Source organism: Ornithinibacillus salinisoli, assembly GCF_042684965.1.
GTDB classification, from domain to species: Bacteria; Bacillota; Bacilli; order Bacillales; family Amphibacillaceae; genus Ornithinibacillus; species Ornithinibacillus salinisoli.
Genome location: NZ_JBHUMI010000003.1, coordinates 183,645 through 201,072 on the forward strand (window position 1 = coordinate 183,645; position 17,428 = coordinate 201,072).

At 36.9% G+C, this 17,428-nt stretch carries 16 protein-coding genes and 1 riboswitch; of the genes, 10 read left to right on the plus strand and 6 right to left on the minus strand.

The window, feature by feature from the left end; translation table 11 throughout:
* Positions 1-26: 26 nt before the first annotated feature.
* The gene (locus ACFSTA_RS01005; protein WP_377554567.1) at positions 27-1,265 is read left to right on the plus strand and encodes a TraB/GumN family protein; all 1,239 of its coding nucleotides are present in this window, start codon (positions 27-29) and stop codon (positions 1,263-1,265) included.
* A 71-nt stretch (positions 1,266-1,336) separates the two neighbouring features.
* Here the strand turns inward: ACFSTA_RS01005 and ACFSTA_RS01010 are convergent, their stop codons facing one another.
* Complete coding sequence (locus ACFSTA_RS01010; protein WP_377554568.1) at positions 1,337-2,947, minus strand: acyl-CoA synthetase; 1,611 nt, start codon at positions 2,945-2,947, stop codon at positions 1,337-1,339.
* 200 nt (positions 2,948-3,147) lie between these two features.
* On the opposite strand from ACFSTA_RS01010, the gene ACFSTA_RS01015 reads away from it, so the two are divergent.
* Positions 3,148-3,651 carry a spore coat protein gene (locus ACFSTA_RS01015; RefSeq protein ID WP_377554570.1) on the plus strand — a complete coding sequence of 168 codons (504 nt, stop codon included), beginning with the start codon at positions 3,148-3,150 and terminating at the stop codon, positions 3,649-3,651.
* Positions 3,652-3,706: 55 nt separating this feature from the next.
* Here the strand turns inward: ACFSTA_RS01015 and ACFSTA_RS01020 are convergent, their stop codons facing one another.
* From ACFSTA_RS01020 to ACFSTA_RS01040, 5 genes are all read right to left on the minus strand, one after another.
* Complete coding sequence (locus ACFSTA_RS01020) at positions 3,707-4,174, minus strand: RDD family protein (protein ID WP_377554572.1); 468 nt, start codon at positions 4,172-4,174, stop codon at positions 3,707-3,709.
* Positions 4,175-4,186: 12 nt separating this feature from the next.
* The gene (gene sppA, locus ACFSTA_RS01025; RefSeq protein WP_377554574.1) at positions 4,187-5,179 is read right to left on the minus strand and encodes a signal peptide peptidase SppA; all 993 of its coding nucleotides are present in this window, start codon (positions 5,177-5,179) and stop codon (positions 4,187-4,189) included.
* Positions 5,180-5,291: 112 nt separating this feature from the next.
* A complete protein-coding gene (locus tag ACFSTA_RS01030) occupies positions 5,292-5,516 on the minus strand; it encodes a YdbC family protein (protein WP_377554576.1) in 225 nt (74 codons plus the stop codon).
* Positions 5,517-5,537: 21 nt separating this feature from the next.
* On the minus strand, positions 5,538-5,693 hold the full coding sequence (locus ACFSTA_RS01035) for a hypothetical protein (protein ID WP_377554578.1): 156 nt from the start codon (positions 5,691-5,693) through the stop codon (positions 5,538-5,540).
* Positions 5,694-5,808: 115 nt separating this feature from the next.
* A complete protein-coding gene (locus tag ACFSTA_RS01040) occupies positions 5,809-6,426 on the minus strand; it encodes a 3'-5' exonuclease (RefSeq protein WP_377554580.1) in 618 nt (205 codons plus the stop codon).
* A 173-nt stretch (positions 6,427-6,599) separates the two neighbouring features.
* Here ACFSTA_RS01040 and ACFSTA_RS01045 point away from each other — a divergent pair, with 173 nt between their 5' ends.
* The 8 genes from ACFSTA_RS01045 (at position 6,600) to serA (ending at position 17,389) form a co-directional block, all read left to right on the plus strand.
* Positions 6,600-7,394 carry an ABC transporter ATP-binding protein gene (locus ACFSTA_RS01045; RefSeq protein WP_377554944.1) on the plus strand — a complete coding sequence of 265 codons (795 nt, stop codon included), beginning with the start codon at positions 6,600-6,602 and terminating at the stop codon, positions 7,392-7,394.
* Positions 7,387-9,027, plus strand: a complete 1,641-nt coding sequence (locus tag ACFSTA_RS01050; protein ID WP_377554582.1) for a hypothetical protein — start codon at positions 7,387-7,389, stop codon at positions 9,025-9,027. The genes ACFSTA_RS01045 and ACFSTA_RS01050 overlap by 8 nt, the downstream gene beginning before the upstream one ends.
* Positions 9,028-9,430: 403 nt before the next feature.
* Positions 9,431-11,926: a hypothetical protein gene (locus tag ACFSTA_RS01055; RefSeq protein WP_377554584.1), complete on the plus strand. Its 2,496-nt coding sequence runs from the start codon at positions 9,431-9,433 to the stop codon at positions 11,924-11,926.
* Positions 11,927-11,931: 5 nt separating this feature from the next.
* On the plus strand, positions 11,932-12,627 hold the full coding sequence (locus ACFSTA_RS01060) for an ABC transporter ATP-binding protein (RefSeq protein WP_377554586.1): 696 nt from the start codon (positions 11,932-11,934) through the stop codon (positions 12,625-12,627).
* 67 nt (positions 12,628-12,694) lie between these two features.
* Positions 12,695-12,796: riboswitch (SAM riboswitch) on the plus strand.
* A gap of 105 nt (positions 12,797-12,901) precedes the next feature.
* Complete coding sequence (locus ACFSTA_RS01065) at positions 12,902-14,011, plus strand: 5-methyltetrahydropteroyltriglutamate--homocysteine S-methyltransferase (protein WP_377554588.1); 1,110 nt, start codon at positions 12,902-12,904, stop codon at positions 14,009-14,011.
* Positions 14,012-14,342: 331 nt separating this feature from the next.
* Complete coding sequence (locus ACFSTA_RS01070) at positions 14,343-14,528, plus strand: hypothetical protein (RefSeq protein ID WP_377554589.1); 186 nt, start codon at positions 14,343-14,345, stop codon at positions 14,526-14,528.
* A gap of 120 nt (positions 14,529-14,648) precedes the next feature.
* Positions 14,649-15,806, plus strand: a complete 1,158-nt coding sequence (locus ACFSTA_RS01075) for a pyridoxal-phosphate-dependent aminotransferase family protein (protein ID WP_377554591.1) — start codon at positions 14,649-14,651, stop codon at positions 15,804-15,806.
* Positions 15,803-17,389: a phosphoglycerate dehydrogenase gene (gene serA, locus ACFSTA_RS01080; RefSeq protein ID WP_377554593.1), complete on the plus strand. Its 1,587-nt coding sequence runs from the start codon at positions 15,803-15,805 to the stop codon at positions 17,387-17,389. The genes ACFSTA_RS01075 and serA overlap by 4 nt, the downstream gene beginning before the upstream one ends.
* Positions 17,390-17,428: the final 39 nt, after the last annotated feature.

The following is a 17,428-nucleotide window of genomic DNA, read 5'->3' on the forward strand; positions in this document are numbered from 1 at the left end:
AAACTTAATTTAGGAGGTAATGTGGTATGAAACGTTCAATATGTAATATAATCATTTTGGTGTTAGCGGTATTCTTGTTTGCTTGCCAATCAGAAGATATTTCTTTTACTGATGAAAAACTAGAAGCTGCGATACGTGCAGAAATTGACAAGTCAGAAGGACAACTTTCTGATGAAGATCTTGATGGGATTACGGAACTTGACTTGTCAGATCAGGAAATAGAAGAACTTAACGGTATTGAAAAATTGGATGAATTAGAGGTATTATTTCTACAAAATAATAACATTCGCGATTTTTCTGTTTTAGAAAAACTAGATAGCTTAAAAGAAGTAACTATTGCTGGCAACCCTTTTGATCAAGACTCTGATGTATTCGTTCACTTAGCTGATCAAGACATCGAAGTTATTACTACATTAGAAGTAGAAGTTGTTGGTACACCTGATGGTCCCGGTGGTTTTCTCTGGAAAGTAGAAAATGGTACTACAACCGTTTATTTGCAAGGGACCATTCACGCTGCTACAGAAGACTTTTATCCACTTAACGAAAAAATCGAGCAAGCATATGCCGAATCTGATATTATTGTTCCTGAAATAGACTTAAATAACGTTAATCCGTTTGAAGTACAAGGTATTACGACCGAACTCGCAGCCTATCAGGACGGCACGACATTACAGGATCACATTCCAGAGGAACTGTTCACAGAGTTAGAAGCAACATTACATGGTCTTGGAATGCCGATTCAAATGCTACAAAATTTTAAGCCGTGGTTCTTATCTTCAACCATCCAACAGTTAATGATAGAGCAATTAGGTTATACCCACGGTGTTGATGAGTACTTTTTGAATAGAGCAGATCAGGATAACAAACAAGTAATTGGCTTAGAGACCGTTGAAGAACAGCTAAGCATTTATGCTGATACTTCACATGCCTATCAGGTTCAGATGTTAGAAGACTCATTAATCGATATCGAGGAATTTGACCAGCATTTGCAAGAAATGTTTTCCCTGTATAAGGAGGGCAACTCGGATAAATTGTTAGCTTCCTTAACGGACGAAAACATGGTAGCTAGTGCGGAAGATCAAGCATTTATGGAAGCATTAAATGATAATCGAAACTATGGTATGGCAGATACTATAAAAGAATTTCTAGAGAAAGATAGTGGTGATACATACTTTGTGATTGTCGGTAGTTTACATTTACTATTGGAACCACATATTGTTTCCATTTTGGAAGAAGAGGGCTTTGAGGTAGAACGAGTTCACTAGTTAAAGAAACACAAGTCGCCAGGACTTGTGTTTCTTTATTTATATTACCATTATATATGAGGAATCAAGTCTTATCCTTCATCCAAGTCCTCATATTGATCTCGTAATGATCGTTTCAACACTTTTCCACTAGGATTCTTTGGCAGAGAATCAGTAAAATCAACATATTTTGGTACCTTAAATTTTGATAATTTTCCCTTACAATGTTCGATGACATCCTCTTTTGTTAGTACTGCTTCTGCTTTCGGAACAATAATCGCCGTAACTGCTTCAATCCAATATTTATCTGGAATACTAATAACTGCAACTTCTGATACCCCTCCCATTTGATAAATTGTTTCCTCTACCTCTCGACTCGAAACATTAACACCACCTGTATTTATCATATCTTTCTTTCGATCGACTATTGTAATATAGCCGTCCTCATCCATGATACCGAGATCACCACTATGGAACCAACCTCCCCGAAATGCTTCGGCAGTCTTTTCTGGATCATGTAAGTAACCTTTCATTGCATGTGGGGTACGATGAACAATTTCACCAATTTCTCCACGAGGTACCTCTATATCGTTTTCATCTACTATCTTCGTTTGCATATTCAGTGTTGGTTTTCCAGCAGAACCAAGTTTACGGAGTTGCTCCTCAGGCTGTAACGCAGTAGCTAATGGAGCTACTTCCGTTTGTCCGTAAAAATTCCAAAACTTCGCATTAGGTAGCCGTTCGGAAAGTTCTTTTAAAATTTCACGAGGCATAATCGCAGCGCCATAATAACATTTCTCCAATGTCGTTAAATTTCGTTTATCAAAATCAGGATGACGAAGTAAAGCAATCCATACTGTTGGTGGACAGAATAACTGGGTTGCGCCCTCCTTTTCTATCGTATCTAAAATAATTTCAGCACTTGCCCCTGGTAATATCACCCCACTGGATCCAAGGTAAATACTTGGTCCTAAGAAACAGTGTAGCTGTGCACTATGATACAGAGGCAATGCATGAATTAAAACATCATTTTCTGCCATATTACCATCAACGATACAGCTCATATACTCACTAATAATACTTTTATGAGACAGCATGACACCTTTTGGACGTGATTCCGTTCCACTAGTATAAAGGACATGTGCTAAATCATCGTCTGATATATCTGCATCAACAAAAGCTGTTGATTGTCCTTGCCGTGCAATTGCTAACACTGTCCATGCTTCTAAGTCAGAAGATAAAAGGTCTTTTGTAGACACATCCATTACATACCGATGCTTGATTTCTAACCTACCTGCTGATTGAGCAAGAACAACAGCATATTCTTCCGATGCAATAAAACCATTCACATCAGCATGCTCTAAAATATATGACACATCTTCTACAGTAAGCATATAATTAATCGGAACCATAACTGCTCCAATACGAGCTAATGCAAAGTTTACAATCACAAAATCAAGACTGTTTTTAGACATGACAGTAATCATATCTCCTTTTTTCATACCATCATTTAAAAAGGCGTTCGCAGTCTGATTAACGAGGTCATCTAATTCAGCATAATTCAAACGCTGTTTACCGTATGCAAGTGCGAACTTGTCTGGTACTCGCTCCCTTGTCCTTGCAAGTAGATCCCCTAACGTATTTCTTCGTGCACGCTCCAACATCTTGTTAAGACCATCAAGTACATTTGTATCTGTGTTCATGAATTATCTCCACTCCTCAAAAGTATTTTGATGCCTGCTAACAAATGTAAAATTCTATCTTTTATTATAATTCGGAAAATTTATAGTGACAAGTAAATTTGTTCTTATATTGTTACAACAGCCTATTTCCCATTGGTCAAGTACCTAAATATTGTCAATTGAATATAGTGAAAATGACTATTTAATTAGGAGGATTACAATTGGATACAACAGAAAGCAGACAGCCTAGGCATTTAGCATGGCATGAAACATTAGAAATTCATGAATTAGTAGCATTTCAATCAGTTGGTTTAATGAAATTAAAGAATTCAGTCGATGAAATTAGTGATGGAAAACTTCGTGGATTATATGTTCAAAGCATTAAAGATTTAGAAAATAATATTAAAGATCTATTGAAATTTTATTCTTTAGCACCAAGAGATGAAATGAATGCAGAAGAAATGCGATTAGACAAAGGGTTCTACGCTGGAGATCTCTTAGCTTTAACAAAGACTGCTGTACGTAACTACGCTATTGCTATTACAGAGACCGCAACCCCTCAGGTTCGAGATACATTATCGAACCACCTTCAAAAAGCAATAAAAAGCCATGCAAATGTGTTTAACTATATGTATCAAAATGGACTTTACCCTTCCTATAACATGCAAAAATTGCTGGAAAATGATATGAACTTAGCAAATAAAGCACTACGAATGAAATATTAGTTAAATTAAAAGACACACACCATACTGGTTGTGTGTCTTTTTCGGTATCAAATACTTATTCATCAAATACGACTCTTGTATTTCCAATCATATCATGTATTCCTTGCTTTTCCCTTGTAAAGCCAACAACAATGTATAGTAGGAAAAGAAAACCAAATACACGATGGAGGAACCTTCCAATTAGTTCTCTAAAGATTAAATCACTCCACCGCAATGGCTGATTATCGTCCCGAACAACTTTAATTCCAAGTATCATTTTTCCTAATGTTTGACCAAATATTCTAGTCATGATTAGGAAATAGACATAGAAGATGATGGATCCGAGAATCCCCGTTAACGTCCAAAATCCAATATCAATCACCGCACCATCATTGATAAACTTAAATGGAATTAACAGGATACCGTTAATGCTAAAGACTACGATCAAATCAATTAAATAGGCCCAGAACCGCATCCAGAATCCAGCATATCTCCTTGGAGATGTGGGATCTTCTGTCGCATAGGCAACTATATTTTCACTCATGACGGCACCCCCTTAATTCGAATATAAGTACATCGCACGTGGTGCATTTGATTCACGTATGACATCCATCATGCTTAATAATTTCTTCTCATCACCAAATAAATTTTGTGTAGACATACCTAAGAACTGCTCAAAACCAAGAGCATTATTGTATTTCACAACCTGTACATCATCCCAATCATAATCTTCTTTCATCATGGCAATCGTATCGTCCATCGATCCTAATGCATCTACAAGTCCGTTCTCTTGTGCTTGTTTTCCAGTATATACGCGACCATCACCTATGTCTCTAACAGTAGCTTCAGACATCCCTCGTCCATCGACGATTACTTTAACGAAATCAGCATACATATCATCGATCATCGTTTGTAAAATATCCCGTTCTTCATCGGTCATTTCTCTAGAGAATGACATGATATCTTTAAACTCTCCACTCTTAATAGTATTAAAATCAACTCCTAGATCCTCTGCCAAACCAGAAAGATCATATCCTTCCATAATGACACCAATAGAACCAGTCAATGTTGCTGGATGTGCTACAATTTTATCTGCGGGTGCTGATATGTAATAGCCACCAGAAGCTGCCGTGTTCCCCATGGATACGTAGATCGGTTTTTCATACTCATTTTGAATGTCAACGATCTTATCATGAATTTCTGCACTTTCAACCACACCTCCACCTGGTGTGTTTACACGAAGAATAATTCCATCGACACTATTATCTTTCCCTGCTTCATCAAGCATTTCCAGAAACCGTTTATGGTTATAAGATGTGGTATTTATTAGTGTACTTGGCGCTGTATCTTGAATGACACCATCCAAGTGAAGTACTACAATTTTGTTACCAATCCCTTCTTCTACGATCTCTTCTACAAATTTCTTATCTTGAAAAGCAAACATTTGCTCAAAGTTTGCTGTAGCAAAACTGCTTATCAATTGCATTCCAATGGATACTATAAATAAAACTGCAGCTGCTAGTAGTGCAAACCAACGCTTTGCATTCATGCTATCTCCTCCATATTCTTCCATGTTGAATGTATAGTTAAATGATACACTATTTTTTATTCTAACTCTAACATGAAATTCCTAAACAAAATAAAAACATGGATAAGATAATTTATATCTCATCCATATTGCTTAAAGCTGTTTTTAAGTTTAATACATCCTCTTTCGAAAGGGTAACACCTTTCCCCATTTTTTCATGATCAGGTGCCCAATCTCGTATATCATATTTTGGATCCCGACCATTCCAGCTTATAAGGTTTAACTCCTTCGTCCACCCTTTTGGCGATTCCGACAGTACTGCAATTGTTTCCATGATTTCAAATTTTAATTCTGCCATGTTTCCCATCCTTTTCTTCAGTTATCGCTTTTCCACAATTACTAAAATAAACGTTGCTATCGGACCTAAAATAAGAGACAGTAAAAACCAATTCAAACCACTTCGGTTTTTGCCTTGAGCAATACCAGCATTTATTAAAGCAAGTGTCCCCCAACCAACATAATAAGAGCCTTCCAATCTTGTTCACCTCAATTCTTCCCCACTATTAAGGTTCTTATAATTGATAGTAAACTGGCATTCACCAAGACCTTATGCCGAATACCTTATGTAGGATAAGAATAATATAGATTTCTTATCTGCCAATAAATAGTTTACGGCTTTTCTTTGTTCGTTTCACTTTCGGTGGGTAATATCCCTTATCATAAATTCGTCCCTTTGTCATCGTACACTTTTCTAAAAATATATCAACGGAGTCAGTTTCATATGCTTCTAATGCTTTCATGAATACTTTAGCCGCCACTCGAGCATCTTCTAATGCGTGGTGATGGTTAAAGGTTATTTGATGGTGTGCAGCAAGAGTATTCAATTTATGGTTTGCTAAATCTGGCCACACTCTTTTCGCAATGTTTGCGGTACAAAGATAATCTAATTCAGGGTATGGTAATTGAACGTGATCCAGTGTTTGTCGAATGACACTCATATCAAAACTAGCATTATGAGCAATTGCTAGATTTTTATATAAATACATATTTATTTCAGGCCACACCTCCGAAAATGTAGGGGCATCTTTTACATCTCCCTCCGTTATCCCATGAATTCTAGTATTGAACGAGCTAAAGTACATTTGAGGATTAATTAAACTATAATATTCATCTATAATTTCAGTTTGATTAGCGATTACAATACCCACAGCACATGGACTAAACCGCTTTTCATTCGCCGTTTCAAAATCTATCGATACAAAATTCAACTTCACACATTCCCTTTATAAACATTTTTTTCTATCATAACATAAATGTGGTCCATGGGGTCAGGTCCACCTTCCCACGGACGAGGATGGGACGAGGGGCCCGACCCCCCTCTTGAAAATTTTTACATAGATTGATATGTTAAGGGAAAATATTCGAGGAATAGGTGATTATTATTAATGAAGGAAAAGTTCTGTCATTGAAAGATTTGACAATGCGTTATTCGAACAAGAGTGTGTTAAACGGAATTAACCTTGACGTGTTCAAAGGTCAGATTATTGGATACATCGGGCCGAATGGAGCTGGGAAGAGTACGACATTAAAAATCATGCTCGGTCTTGTTCAAGGTTACCAGGGAACGGTAGAAATCTTCGGCCAAGACATTGCAACAACGGATCATTCGTATAAGCGCAAAATTGGTTATGTTCCTGAGAATGCGGAGATTTATGATAACCTTACAGCTAGTGAATATCTTACATTCTCCGGAGAGTTATATGGAATGGATCGTAGTCAGGCAGAAGAAAAAGCAGAGCTACTTATGGAACAATTCGAAATGAAGGATGTTTTACATAAACGAATTGCCTCCTTTTCAAAAGGAATGCGCCAAAAAGTTCTTATCATATCTAGTCTGTTACATAATCCTGATCTGATATTTCTAGATGAACCACTTAATGGACTGGATGCTAATAGTGTAATGGTAATTAAAGACATTCTTGAACAACTTGTCGCCCAGGGGAAAACCATATTTTATTCCTCCCACATCATGGATGTTGTTGAAAAAATAAGCAATCGAATCGTCTTACTAATTGATGGAGAGATTGCTGCAGATGGAACGTTTGAAGAATTACAGCAGCAAAGTAAACAAGGTTCCTTAGAGGGAATTTTTAATCAACTGACTGGCTTTGATGAGCACAAGCATACAGCTAAGCAATTTGTCAGCATTGTCACTGAAGGTGATAGCCGTGAATAATTTCGTTTCCCTAAAGTTACTTGATCTATTTCGACCACTGTTTCGCTTACTACATATTGACTATGAGATGATGCGAAACATTCTTCAGGTTAAACTTACAATGGATCAGCGACGTGTACCGACTATTTTTGCTTCTAATATGTCCAACAAAAAGGACAATGGAAATCATTTTTTAAAATCGTTGCTTATTTATGCATTATACGGATTAGTATTGATTCCATTTATATTACTTGGAGAAAATTATATTTTTCAGATTAGTATTATGTTTGGGATTTCCATGTTCATTTTAATGACATCCATGATTTCCGATTTTTCGTCAGTGCTATTAGACGTAAAGGATAAAACGATCCTACATACAAAACCAGTGAATATAAGGACGGTAAATGCTGCTAAAATCGTCCATGTTACCATTTATATGAGCATGTTAACTGGTGCATTTATTGGAATTCCATCTTTAGTTATTCTTGGTGTACAAGGTATCGGCTATTTTCTTCTATTTTTTGTAGAGGTTATTCTATTAATCTTATTTATCATGACAATAACAGCGTTGGTATATATCTTTATCTTGCAGTTTTTTAGCGGTGAGAAACTGAAGGACATGATTAATTATGTACAAATTCTTTTATCGGTTGGAATCATTATCGGTTATCAAATTGTGATTCGTTCTTTTGAGTTTGTCGAATTGGATTTCGTTTACGAGTTTAGCTGGTGGCATCTTTTCATTCCACCAATATGGTTTGGAGCGCCATTTGAATTACTTCTAAATGGAAATCATTCTACGATTATCATTGTTCTTTCCATCTTGGCACTTATCGGTCCACTCCTTTCTATTTTCTTGTATTACCGCCTCATGCCATCGTTTGAACGAAATTTGCAAAAACTAATGGAGGATACAGGAAAAAACAAAAAGCAGAAGTGGAATATTGGAGCTTTGTGGGAACGGTTAATTTGTAATAACAAGGAAGAAAAACAATTTTTCCGATTCGCTTCTATCATGTTAAGTCGGGAAAGAGATTTTAAATTAAGAGTTTACCCTTCATTAGGTATTGCTGTTGTATTCCCATTTATTTTTCTGTTCAATTATGTAAGTAACAATTCGTTTGCTGAGTTATCCAACAGTAATATGCATTTTAATATATACTTTTGCAATATTATGATTGGTGTCGTCATTTTTATGCTGAATTTTTCTGGGAAATATAAAGGTGCTTGGGTATTCCAAACAACACCGATTACCAACCCATCCCTTGTTTTTAGTGCAACATTGAAGGCATTTTTATTGAAATTGTATTTGCCAATTTTTCTTTTCTTATCTGTAATTTATGTAACGATTTTTTCCGTACGGATAATCCCTGATCTGGCTGTGGTTTTTGTAACAGCTATATTGCATACCTTAATATGCTTTAGAGCAATCAAGAATGAAGGTTTTCCATTTACGAAGCCATTTGAATCTGCACAACAAGGTGGAGAATCGATGAAAACCTTCTTGTTGATGTTTATTGTTGGTATGTTTTTTGTAGTTCATTATTTTGTAAGCAAAATGGAATATGGTGTAATTATTTACCTTGTTATATTAATAATTGTCACCATATTGTCTTGGAGAATGATATTTAAGAAAAGATCGATTCAGGATTGAATTTCTCCTAATAAAATTATAAAAACAGTTCCTTAGCAATTTATAAGGACTGTTTTTACATGTATAATCAACCCTCTTTCACATTATATTCTAACGATTTCCCCAATCAATTCCTTTATAACTAGTTGCCCTCCTAATGTTTTGCACAATATCATAAGGAATCGTCCGTTGCTTTACGATTAGAGACCTTAATATATAATCCTAATATTAAAATAAAGAAAATAATATAATAGTCATATTTTTACTAAAATTATAAATAAATATTTTACATTCTATTAATTAAACTGTATATTATTGGTAATCAATTTATTACGTGTTCAAGGATTTAGTATATTAAATAGTTTTTTACTTACGTGCGTTGGCAGAACAAGTCAGCGCGTTTCCTACATAGGAGGGGAAATAAATGTTTCGTATACAATGGCGACACTTACTTGCTCGTCCACTTCAGCTTAGTTTAAGCATACTATTACTCACCATCATTTTAGCACTAATTCCAATTGCAGCGAACTCACTATCAGAGGCAAACGAACAAGTACAAGCTGATATTACTGATTTTGCTCGGGGTGAATATGATTTACTTGTTCGACCTGATGGTGCACCTTCTCTCGTGGAAGAATCACTTGGTGTAGTTGAAGAAAACTACTTAGGCGTTGGTAATGGAGGTATTACGATAGATAGATGGCAGGAAATCGCTGCAGATGAGCGGGTAGAATTTGCTGCACCTGTAGCAGCACTTGGGTCATTTACGAAAACAAGTCAATCATTTCAAGTTCCACGACCAGAAAAACCAGTACGCTATACGGTTGTACATAAAACGAGTGACGGAAAAGAAACATACAAAGTTGCAGAACAAACAGCATATTACTTGTTTCCTTACGATGGTAATTTCTATGACGTCTATTATCCAGAGGAATTAAGAAACTTTTTTACGAGTAATAATCCTGGTTTTGTTATTCCTTCTTCCTATCATCCGGTTGTAGCTATAGATCCCATATCCGAATCAGCCTTAACTGGTGTTGACTTTTCTTCTCTTAACACGGAAATTAGTAGTAGCATGGGACCAGGTGGCGGTGAGGGAATTCCATTAGTTGGTATATCAGAGTCAAGAACACCGATTGAAACAACGATAAAAATGGAAACACTTGATGTTTCAGAAGATGAAATTGATTTACTTAAAAAGGAAGTAAACGTCCCCGATGGCCAAGGACTCGAATATGTTATCTACAATGATAATGAAGCGTTACAACAAACTGTTGAGTCGAAACTCTCTACTATAAAATCATTACATGATGAAACAATAGAAGTTGATTTTGCTGAATACCTTACCTCTTTTGAACAAGATTGGTACATGCTTGATGATAATTACAATGTAGTTATGGGGAAAGATTATGATATTAACATTCACGGTGAATCGATGATAGCTTCAGATTTTAACGTACAAAATATCTTTTACAGTGTTGCTCCACCAGAATATGAGCTACATGGTAATAATCTGTCAGTCAAACTTGTAGATTGGAATGGAGATATTCCAATACATAGAAACGTTAATCCTATAGAGCATCAATCATTTAAGGCTGGAGAGGAAAATGAAGATTTCGTTTTTCTATTTCAAACAGATACGGTATCGGTTGGGTCGGCTGAGAACGGTCTAGCTGCCAGCCCACTAGGAATCTATCAATACCATTACGGAACACTTGAAGAAACTGGAGAAGAACTCCATCCCACACATCTGGCAGGGAATTATTTACCCACGCCAGCTCATGGTCTTGTATCCATTGAATGGGCGGAGCGTTTTAAAGGTGATGCACCAATTGATGCCATTCGGGTGAAGGTTGCCGGAATTGATGGTTACACGGAAGCAGCAGCGAAAAAAATTCGTGAAGTTGCTGCAGATATGGAAGCAAAAGGTTTGCATGTTGATATTGTGGCAGGTGCCTCCCACCAGACATTGGCAGTTGATGTTGAGGAAATCGGTACGGTATTACAGCCTTGGACAACCTTAGGTGCCGCCGATACCATACTTAATAGTTGGAATGTATTCGGTGCCGCGACAGGTTCGGCATTTTTACTCATTGCCTTATTAGCATTGATTGCTCGTTTTCGAGTAATGAAAGCAGAACAATCTACGGAACGGGAACGCCTTGCAAAGATAGGGTGGTCCACTGGTATGATTCGCAAGTTTTACCGAGGTCAGTGGCTGTGGCAGCTTTTCGTAAGTGTCATCTTAAGTATCACCCCCCTCCTATTCATCTACGATTTGCACTACATGTTATTAATTGGATATGGTGGTGCACTCTTACTGATCTTGGGATTGAAATGGATTATCGATCATTTTTATGATGAATCACAAAACGAGAAACGGATATTTAAACCTAATCATTCCTTAATACTAACCAATATTCGTTACTACAAATCACATATAATTGCAGCCGCTATACAGCTGTTACTGGCTACAGGACTTTTGGCATTTATCATAACCTTGTCTGAAGCCACTGTTCGTCGGATGACAGAAACGAATCTCGGGTCCTATGTTCATTGGCAGCTAAATGACCAGCAATGGCTATTACTTACAGGGATGATAGCTTTAACAATTTTCACACTGACTGAATCCCTCTTCCGGCTTTGGCAAGCAAGACAAAGGGATATTCAAATGTTGTATAAGGTCGGTTGGCATAATAAAAGCATTCGAAGACTATTACGTAAAGAGACTTTTTCCTGGGTTGGGTTGATCGTTTTGATTGGCTTGGCTTGTGGTACTTTCTTCGTATTTACTACGACCGGATTCACCTGGGGGATGATAGTAACGAGTTGTATCGTTGCTTTGGTTGTATTTACTTTCGCAGCACTATTAAATGAAACAGTAATTGGTCGTATGCTTATTAACATTCAGAAAGGATGAGTGAAATGGAAATGATAATGGAATCATTATCAAAAACGTACAAATCGTCAATTGAAAAAAAGCTAGTTTTAAATAACATCTCTTGTCACGTCAATAAAGGAGAATGGATAAATATTATTGGCCCATCAGGTTCAGGGAAAACAACCTTATTGAAGTGTGTTGCTGGCATTATGAATGCCGATGCTGGATCAAAGGTATCTATTGGTGGTTTAGATATGGGAAATGCTTCCGAAGAAGAAAAACGTGATTTTCGACGACGCAATATCGGATACATCTTCCAAGAGTATGAATTGTTTTCTGCATATACTGCTAAGCAAAATGTTATGCTTCCCGAATGGCCGTATAAAAAAGAAGCAGAATTGCGTGAGCGATCGGAAACTTTATTGCGAACATTGGGATTAGAGGATCGGATAGATGCAGTTCCAACAAACTTGTCAGGGGGAGAGAAACAACGCGTGGCAATTGCTAGGGCACTATTAAATGACCCAAGTCTTCTTATTTGTGATGAACCTACCGGAAATCTCGATCGAGCTTCTCGTGATAATGTTCTTCACATATTAAAAGAATGCCAAGCAGAAGGAAGAACGATCTTTTTTGTCACTCATGATTACGACGTTTTACCATATGGTGACCGAGTCTTTCAATTGAAAGACGGAACAATGGAAGAAATAAATAAAAAATCATTCATTCTTCAACCTTAATAATTACTGCTTGACATAGTTTCTACACACGTGTATCTTAATAGTTATAAATTTAATAATTTTTAATTTCTTATCTAGAGAGGTGGAGGGACTGGCCCTTTGAAACCTCAGCAACAGACTATTATAAGTACTGTGCTAATTCCAGAAGCGAAATGCTTGAAGATGAGAAGAGTGAACGGTGTTTATCAACCTCTTCTTATTCTGAGAAGAGGTTTTTTGTTTTAAAACCCCTTCTCAGGCAAAAATCTCAATAAAAGAAAAGGGGAAATGAATAATGACGACAACATTAACAAAAGCACCTTATCGTGCTGACCATGTAGGAAGTTTACTGCGACCAGAGAATCTACATAAAGCAAGAGCAGATTTTAAAAAAGGAAACATTTCAGCAATAGAATTACGCGAAGTTGAAAACAAAGAAATCAAACGAGTTGTAGATAAACAAATTGAAATTGGTTTAGAAGTAGTTACTGATGGGGAATTCAGACGAACATGGTTCCATTTAGACTTCCTAGAACATTTAAACGGTATTGAGGGCTATGTACCGGAACATGGATATAAATTCAAAGGAGTGGAAACAGAAAAATATGACGTTCGTAATACTGGAAAAGTCTCTTTTAATGAAGACCACCCTTTTATCAAAGACTTCCTTGATTTGAACGAAATTGTAGATGGTCGTGCAGTAGCTAAGCTAACAATCCCAAGTCCAAATCAGTTGTTTAATAAAGGAATTCATAATCCGGATATCTACCCTGACATCGAAGAATATGCCAGAGATATTATTCAGACGTACCAAGAAGCTATTCAGGCATTTTATGATGCAGGAGTTCGTTACCTCCAGCTGGATGATGTATATATTGCCGGTCTTTCTTCAACGAACATCCCATTTAATGATGGAAAATACACGAGAGAATATTTAATCGATCTTGCTTTACGTGTTGCTAATGGAGCTTTGGAAAACAAACCAGAAGATTTAATCGTAACAACACATCTTTGTCGTGGAAACTATCAATCTACTTGGGCATTTGAAGGAAGCTATGCTCTCATTGCGCCTACTTTGTTAGCAAAAGAAAAAGTTGATGGGTTTTTCCTAGAATACGATGATGAGCGATCCGGTACATTTAAACCATTGAAGCATATTCCAACAGGTGGGGCGCGTGTTGTACTAGGTCTAATTACATCGAAACACGGTAAATTGGAGGATAAGAATACCATTAAAGCACGGATTAAAGAAGCTTCTCAATATGTACCTTTGGAACAGCTTTGTTTGAGTCCACAATGCGGTTTTGCATCAACCCATCACGGAAATAAACTAACAGAAGATGAACAATGGGCAAAACTAAAATATGTTGTTGATCTCGCAAATGAAGTTTGGAATAAACAGTAATTGATAATTAATGAATTATCTTTGAAGTGAATGTTATTAGGCAAAATATGTACTACAAAATAGCAGGGGAAATTTCTATCCGTTCTCCTGCTATTTTTCTATGTTTATCCTTTATGTTTGTGCAAAATATCGGTTATGAAGGACTCTCCTATGCCAAAATTTAAGTAAATCTCCTTCATCGGTTATTGGTAATATATAAAACAAATGTACCTTCTTTAAATGAACCCGTTTGGATTAGAAAATAGCCTTTTTTTGCATTTTTCTCGTAATTATTGGTATTTTTTAGTATATAATATATAATGTAGCAATTTTCAAAAAGAGGAGAATTACAATGTGGTGGTACTGGATTGTCGGAATTATTATTCTACTAATCGTAATCGAGGAATTCATTTACTATCTAGAAAATCGAATCGCTTTCGGAAAAAGGCAAGGAAGAATTAGTGGTTGGATACATAAATTAAAAAAGAAAGAGGATATACCTATTGATGATGGACCACAAAGAAGAAGGAGACGCTAATATGTAAGGATGCGTCTCCTTCTTCTTTACCCCTACCTTAAACTTTCAAAATATTATGTGGATAATTTCCCTGTTATTCTGTAGAATTAATTTTAATATACTATGAAAGGAGAACCTGAAATGTTATCCGACCAACAAATGCTACGAATTCCTGGGCCAACACCTATTCCTCCTAGTGTTCAACGTGCCATGAGCCAACCTATGATTGGACATCGAGATCGAGATACAAAAGAACTACTTCGAAAAATCAAACCGAAGCTAAAACCGATTTTCGGTACAGTACAGAATGTCGAAATTCTTGCTGGAAGTGGAACTGCTGGACTAGAGGCAGCTGTGATTAATACGGTACAGCCTGGTGATGAAGTTCTAGTAATCGTAACCGGAGCTTTCGGTGAGCGCTTCGTTCAAATATGTAACGCCTACAACATAATTACTCATCAAATACATGTCTCATGGGGAGATGCTGTTACTCCCGAAAAAGTAGAATCCTACCTTCAAAGTCACCCATCCATTAAGGCTGTAATGGCAACGTTTTGCGAAACATCAACCGGAGTTTTAAATCCAATCCAACAACTTGCTAAAGTCATTCATCAATCTTCTGAGGCATTATATATTGTTGATGGCGTCTCATCTATTGGAGCCATTGAAGCAAATATGGATGCCTGGGGAATTGATATCTTAGTTACAGGCTCACAAAAAGCTTTTATGTTACCACCGGGACTAACGTTTATTGCGGCTAGTTCTCGTGCATGGGAAAAAATTGAAGCCAATGATCAATCTCGATATTATTTCGATCTAAGAAAGTATCATCATAGTAGCTTACTAGATTCAACACCTTTTACGCCATCGCTTACTTTATTGTACGGATTGGAACAGGTAATTAAACTATTAGATCAAGAAGGTCTTGCAAACGTTTTTGGCAGACACGATCTGATGATGAAAATGATGAGAGCGGCATTTCACAATCTCGGCATTCCATTACTAACGAGTGAAAAAGCTGCTTCCCCTACTGTGACTGCAATTAAGCCTAATACCTTTCAGGCGGATGAACTACGAAAAGTACTAAAAGATACGTTTGGATTAGTTACTGCTGGTGGCCAAGGGGAATTAAAAGGAAAAATAATCCGTATCGGACATATGGGGTATTGTTCCCCCACAGATATTCTACAAGTGATTAGTAGTATAGAAATTGGCCTTAAAATGATTGGCATGGACATCACGCTTGGAAAAGGAACACAAGCTGCACAAAAGATTTTTCTAAGGAGTGGTAAACATTGACATATAATATCTTGATTTCAGACCCGCTTCACAAGGAAGGCATTACGCCATTACTAAACCATAAGGATATACATGTAGATATCCATACCGACTTAACTTCTGAGCAATTGGTAGCCAAAATAGGTTCGTATGACGGATTACTTGTTCGAAGCCAGACCCAAGTAACAAAAGAACTATTGGAACATGCTAGGAACTTAAAAATTGTTGGCCGCGCTGGGGTCGGAGTTGATAATATTGATTTGGATGCGGCTACGGAGCGAGGTATTATCGTTGTTAATGCACCGAATGCTAACACCAATTCTGCCGCAGAACATACAATGGCGATGATCATGGCACTATCTCGTAAAATACCTCAAGCCTATTTTGCGTTAAAAAATCATCAATGGGATCGCAAAAACTACGTAGGTGTTGAACTGAAAAATAAAACGTTAGGTATCATTGGACTTGGTAGGATTGGTACGGAAGTTGCTTACCGAGCCAAAGGACAGCGAATGAAGGTATTTGCATATGATCCCTTTTTATCGCCTGAGAAGGCTGAAAAGATGGGGATTGCGTTTGGTACATTGGAAGAAGTATTAAAAACGAGCGACTTTATTACTGTACATACTCCTTTGATGAAAGAAACGAAGCATTTAATTAACGAGGAAGCCTTTAACCTAATGAAACCTGGAGTACAAATTGTTAACTGTGCACGGGGAGGAATTATAGACGAGGAAGCACTTTACAAGGCCATCATTTCCAAAAAGGTTGCAGGAGCAGCTTTAGACGTATTTGAAAAAGAACCGATTCATCATCATGTATTGTTGGAATTACCAGAAGTGATTGCAACTCCCCATTTAGGTGCTAGTACAGTTGAAGCACAAAAAAATGTAACGATAGATGTTAGCGAAGATGTCGTTAACTTTTTTGCAGGGGATGTCGTTCGAAATCCAGTAAATATCCCATCCTTACCGTTGGATACTATGAATAAACTTGCACATCATCTAACTCTCGCAGAAAAGCTAGGAACTTTATTGATTCACTTAACCGAAGAAGCTATCGAAGAAATATCCGTCATATTTGCAGGAGACTTATCTGATATGGAAGTCAGTGCATTTACCCGAAGAACAGTACGAACAATTTTAAGGCGTCATCTAGGTCCACATGTGAATGAAGTGAACGCACTCTATCTTGCTAAAAAAAGAGGAATTATTATTCATCAGGGTAAAACATCTGAAAAAAATGATTTCACTAACCTTCTCACCCTTCATCTGAAGACAACTTCGGGAACTGGGTGTATTTCAGGAACGATATTAAATGGTCTTGGTGCTAGAATCGTAGAAATCAATGGTTATCGTGTAGATATTATACCTGAGGGTCATATTGTGTTTATTCACCACACTGATCAACCTGGTGTAATAGGTAGATTAGGAAGCCTTCTTGCGGAATATAATATTAATATTGCTACGATGCAGGTAGATCGTTCCGATGTTGGTGGAGATGCCATTATGGTGTTAAAGATTGATAGAAAAATAGACATCCATGTGGTACACGAAATTCAAGCGATGATGGAAATCAACGATGTAAAAGCGATTGATTTATAATCGGTGTAGTTAAGGGTCATTCTACCGTAACACATCACT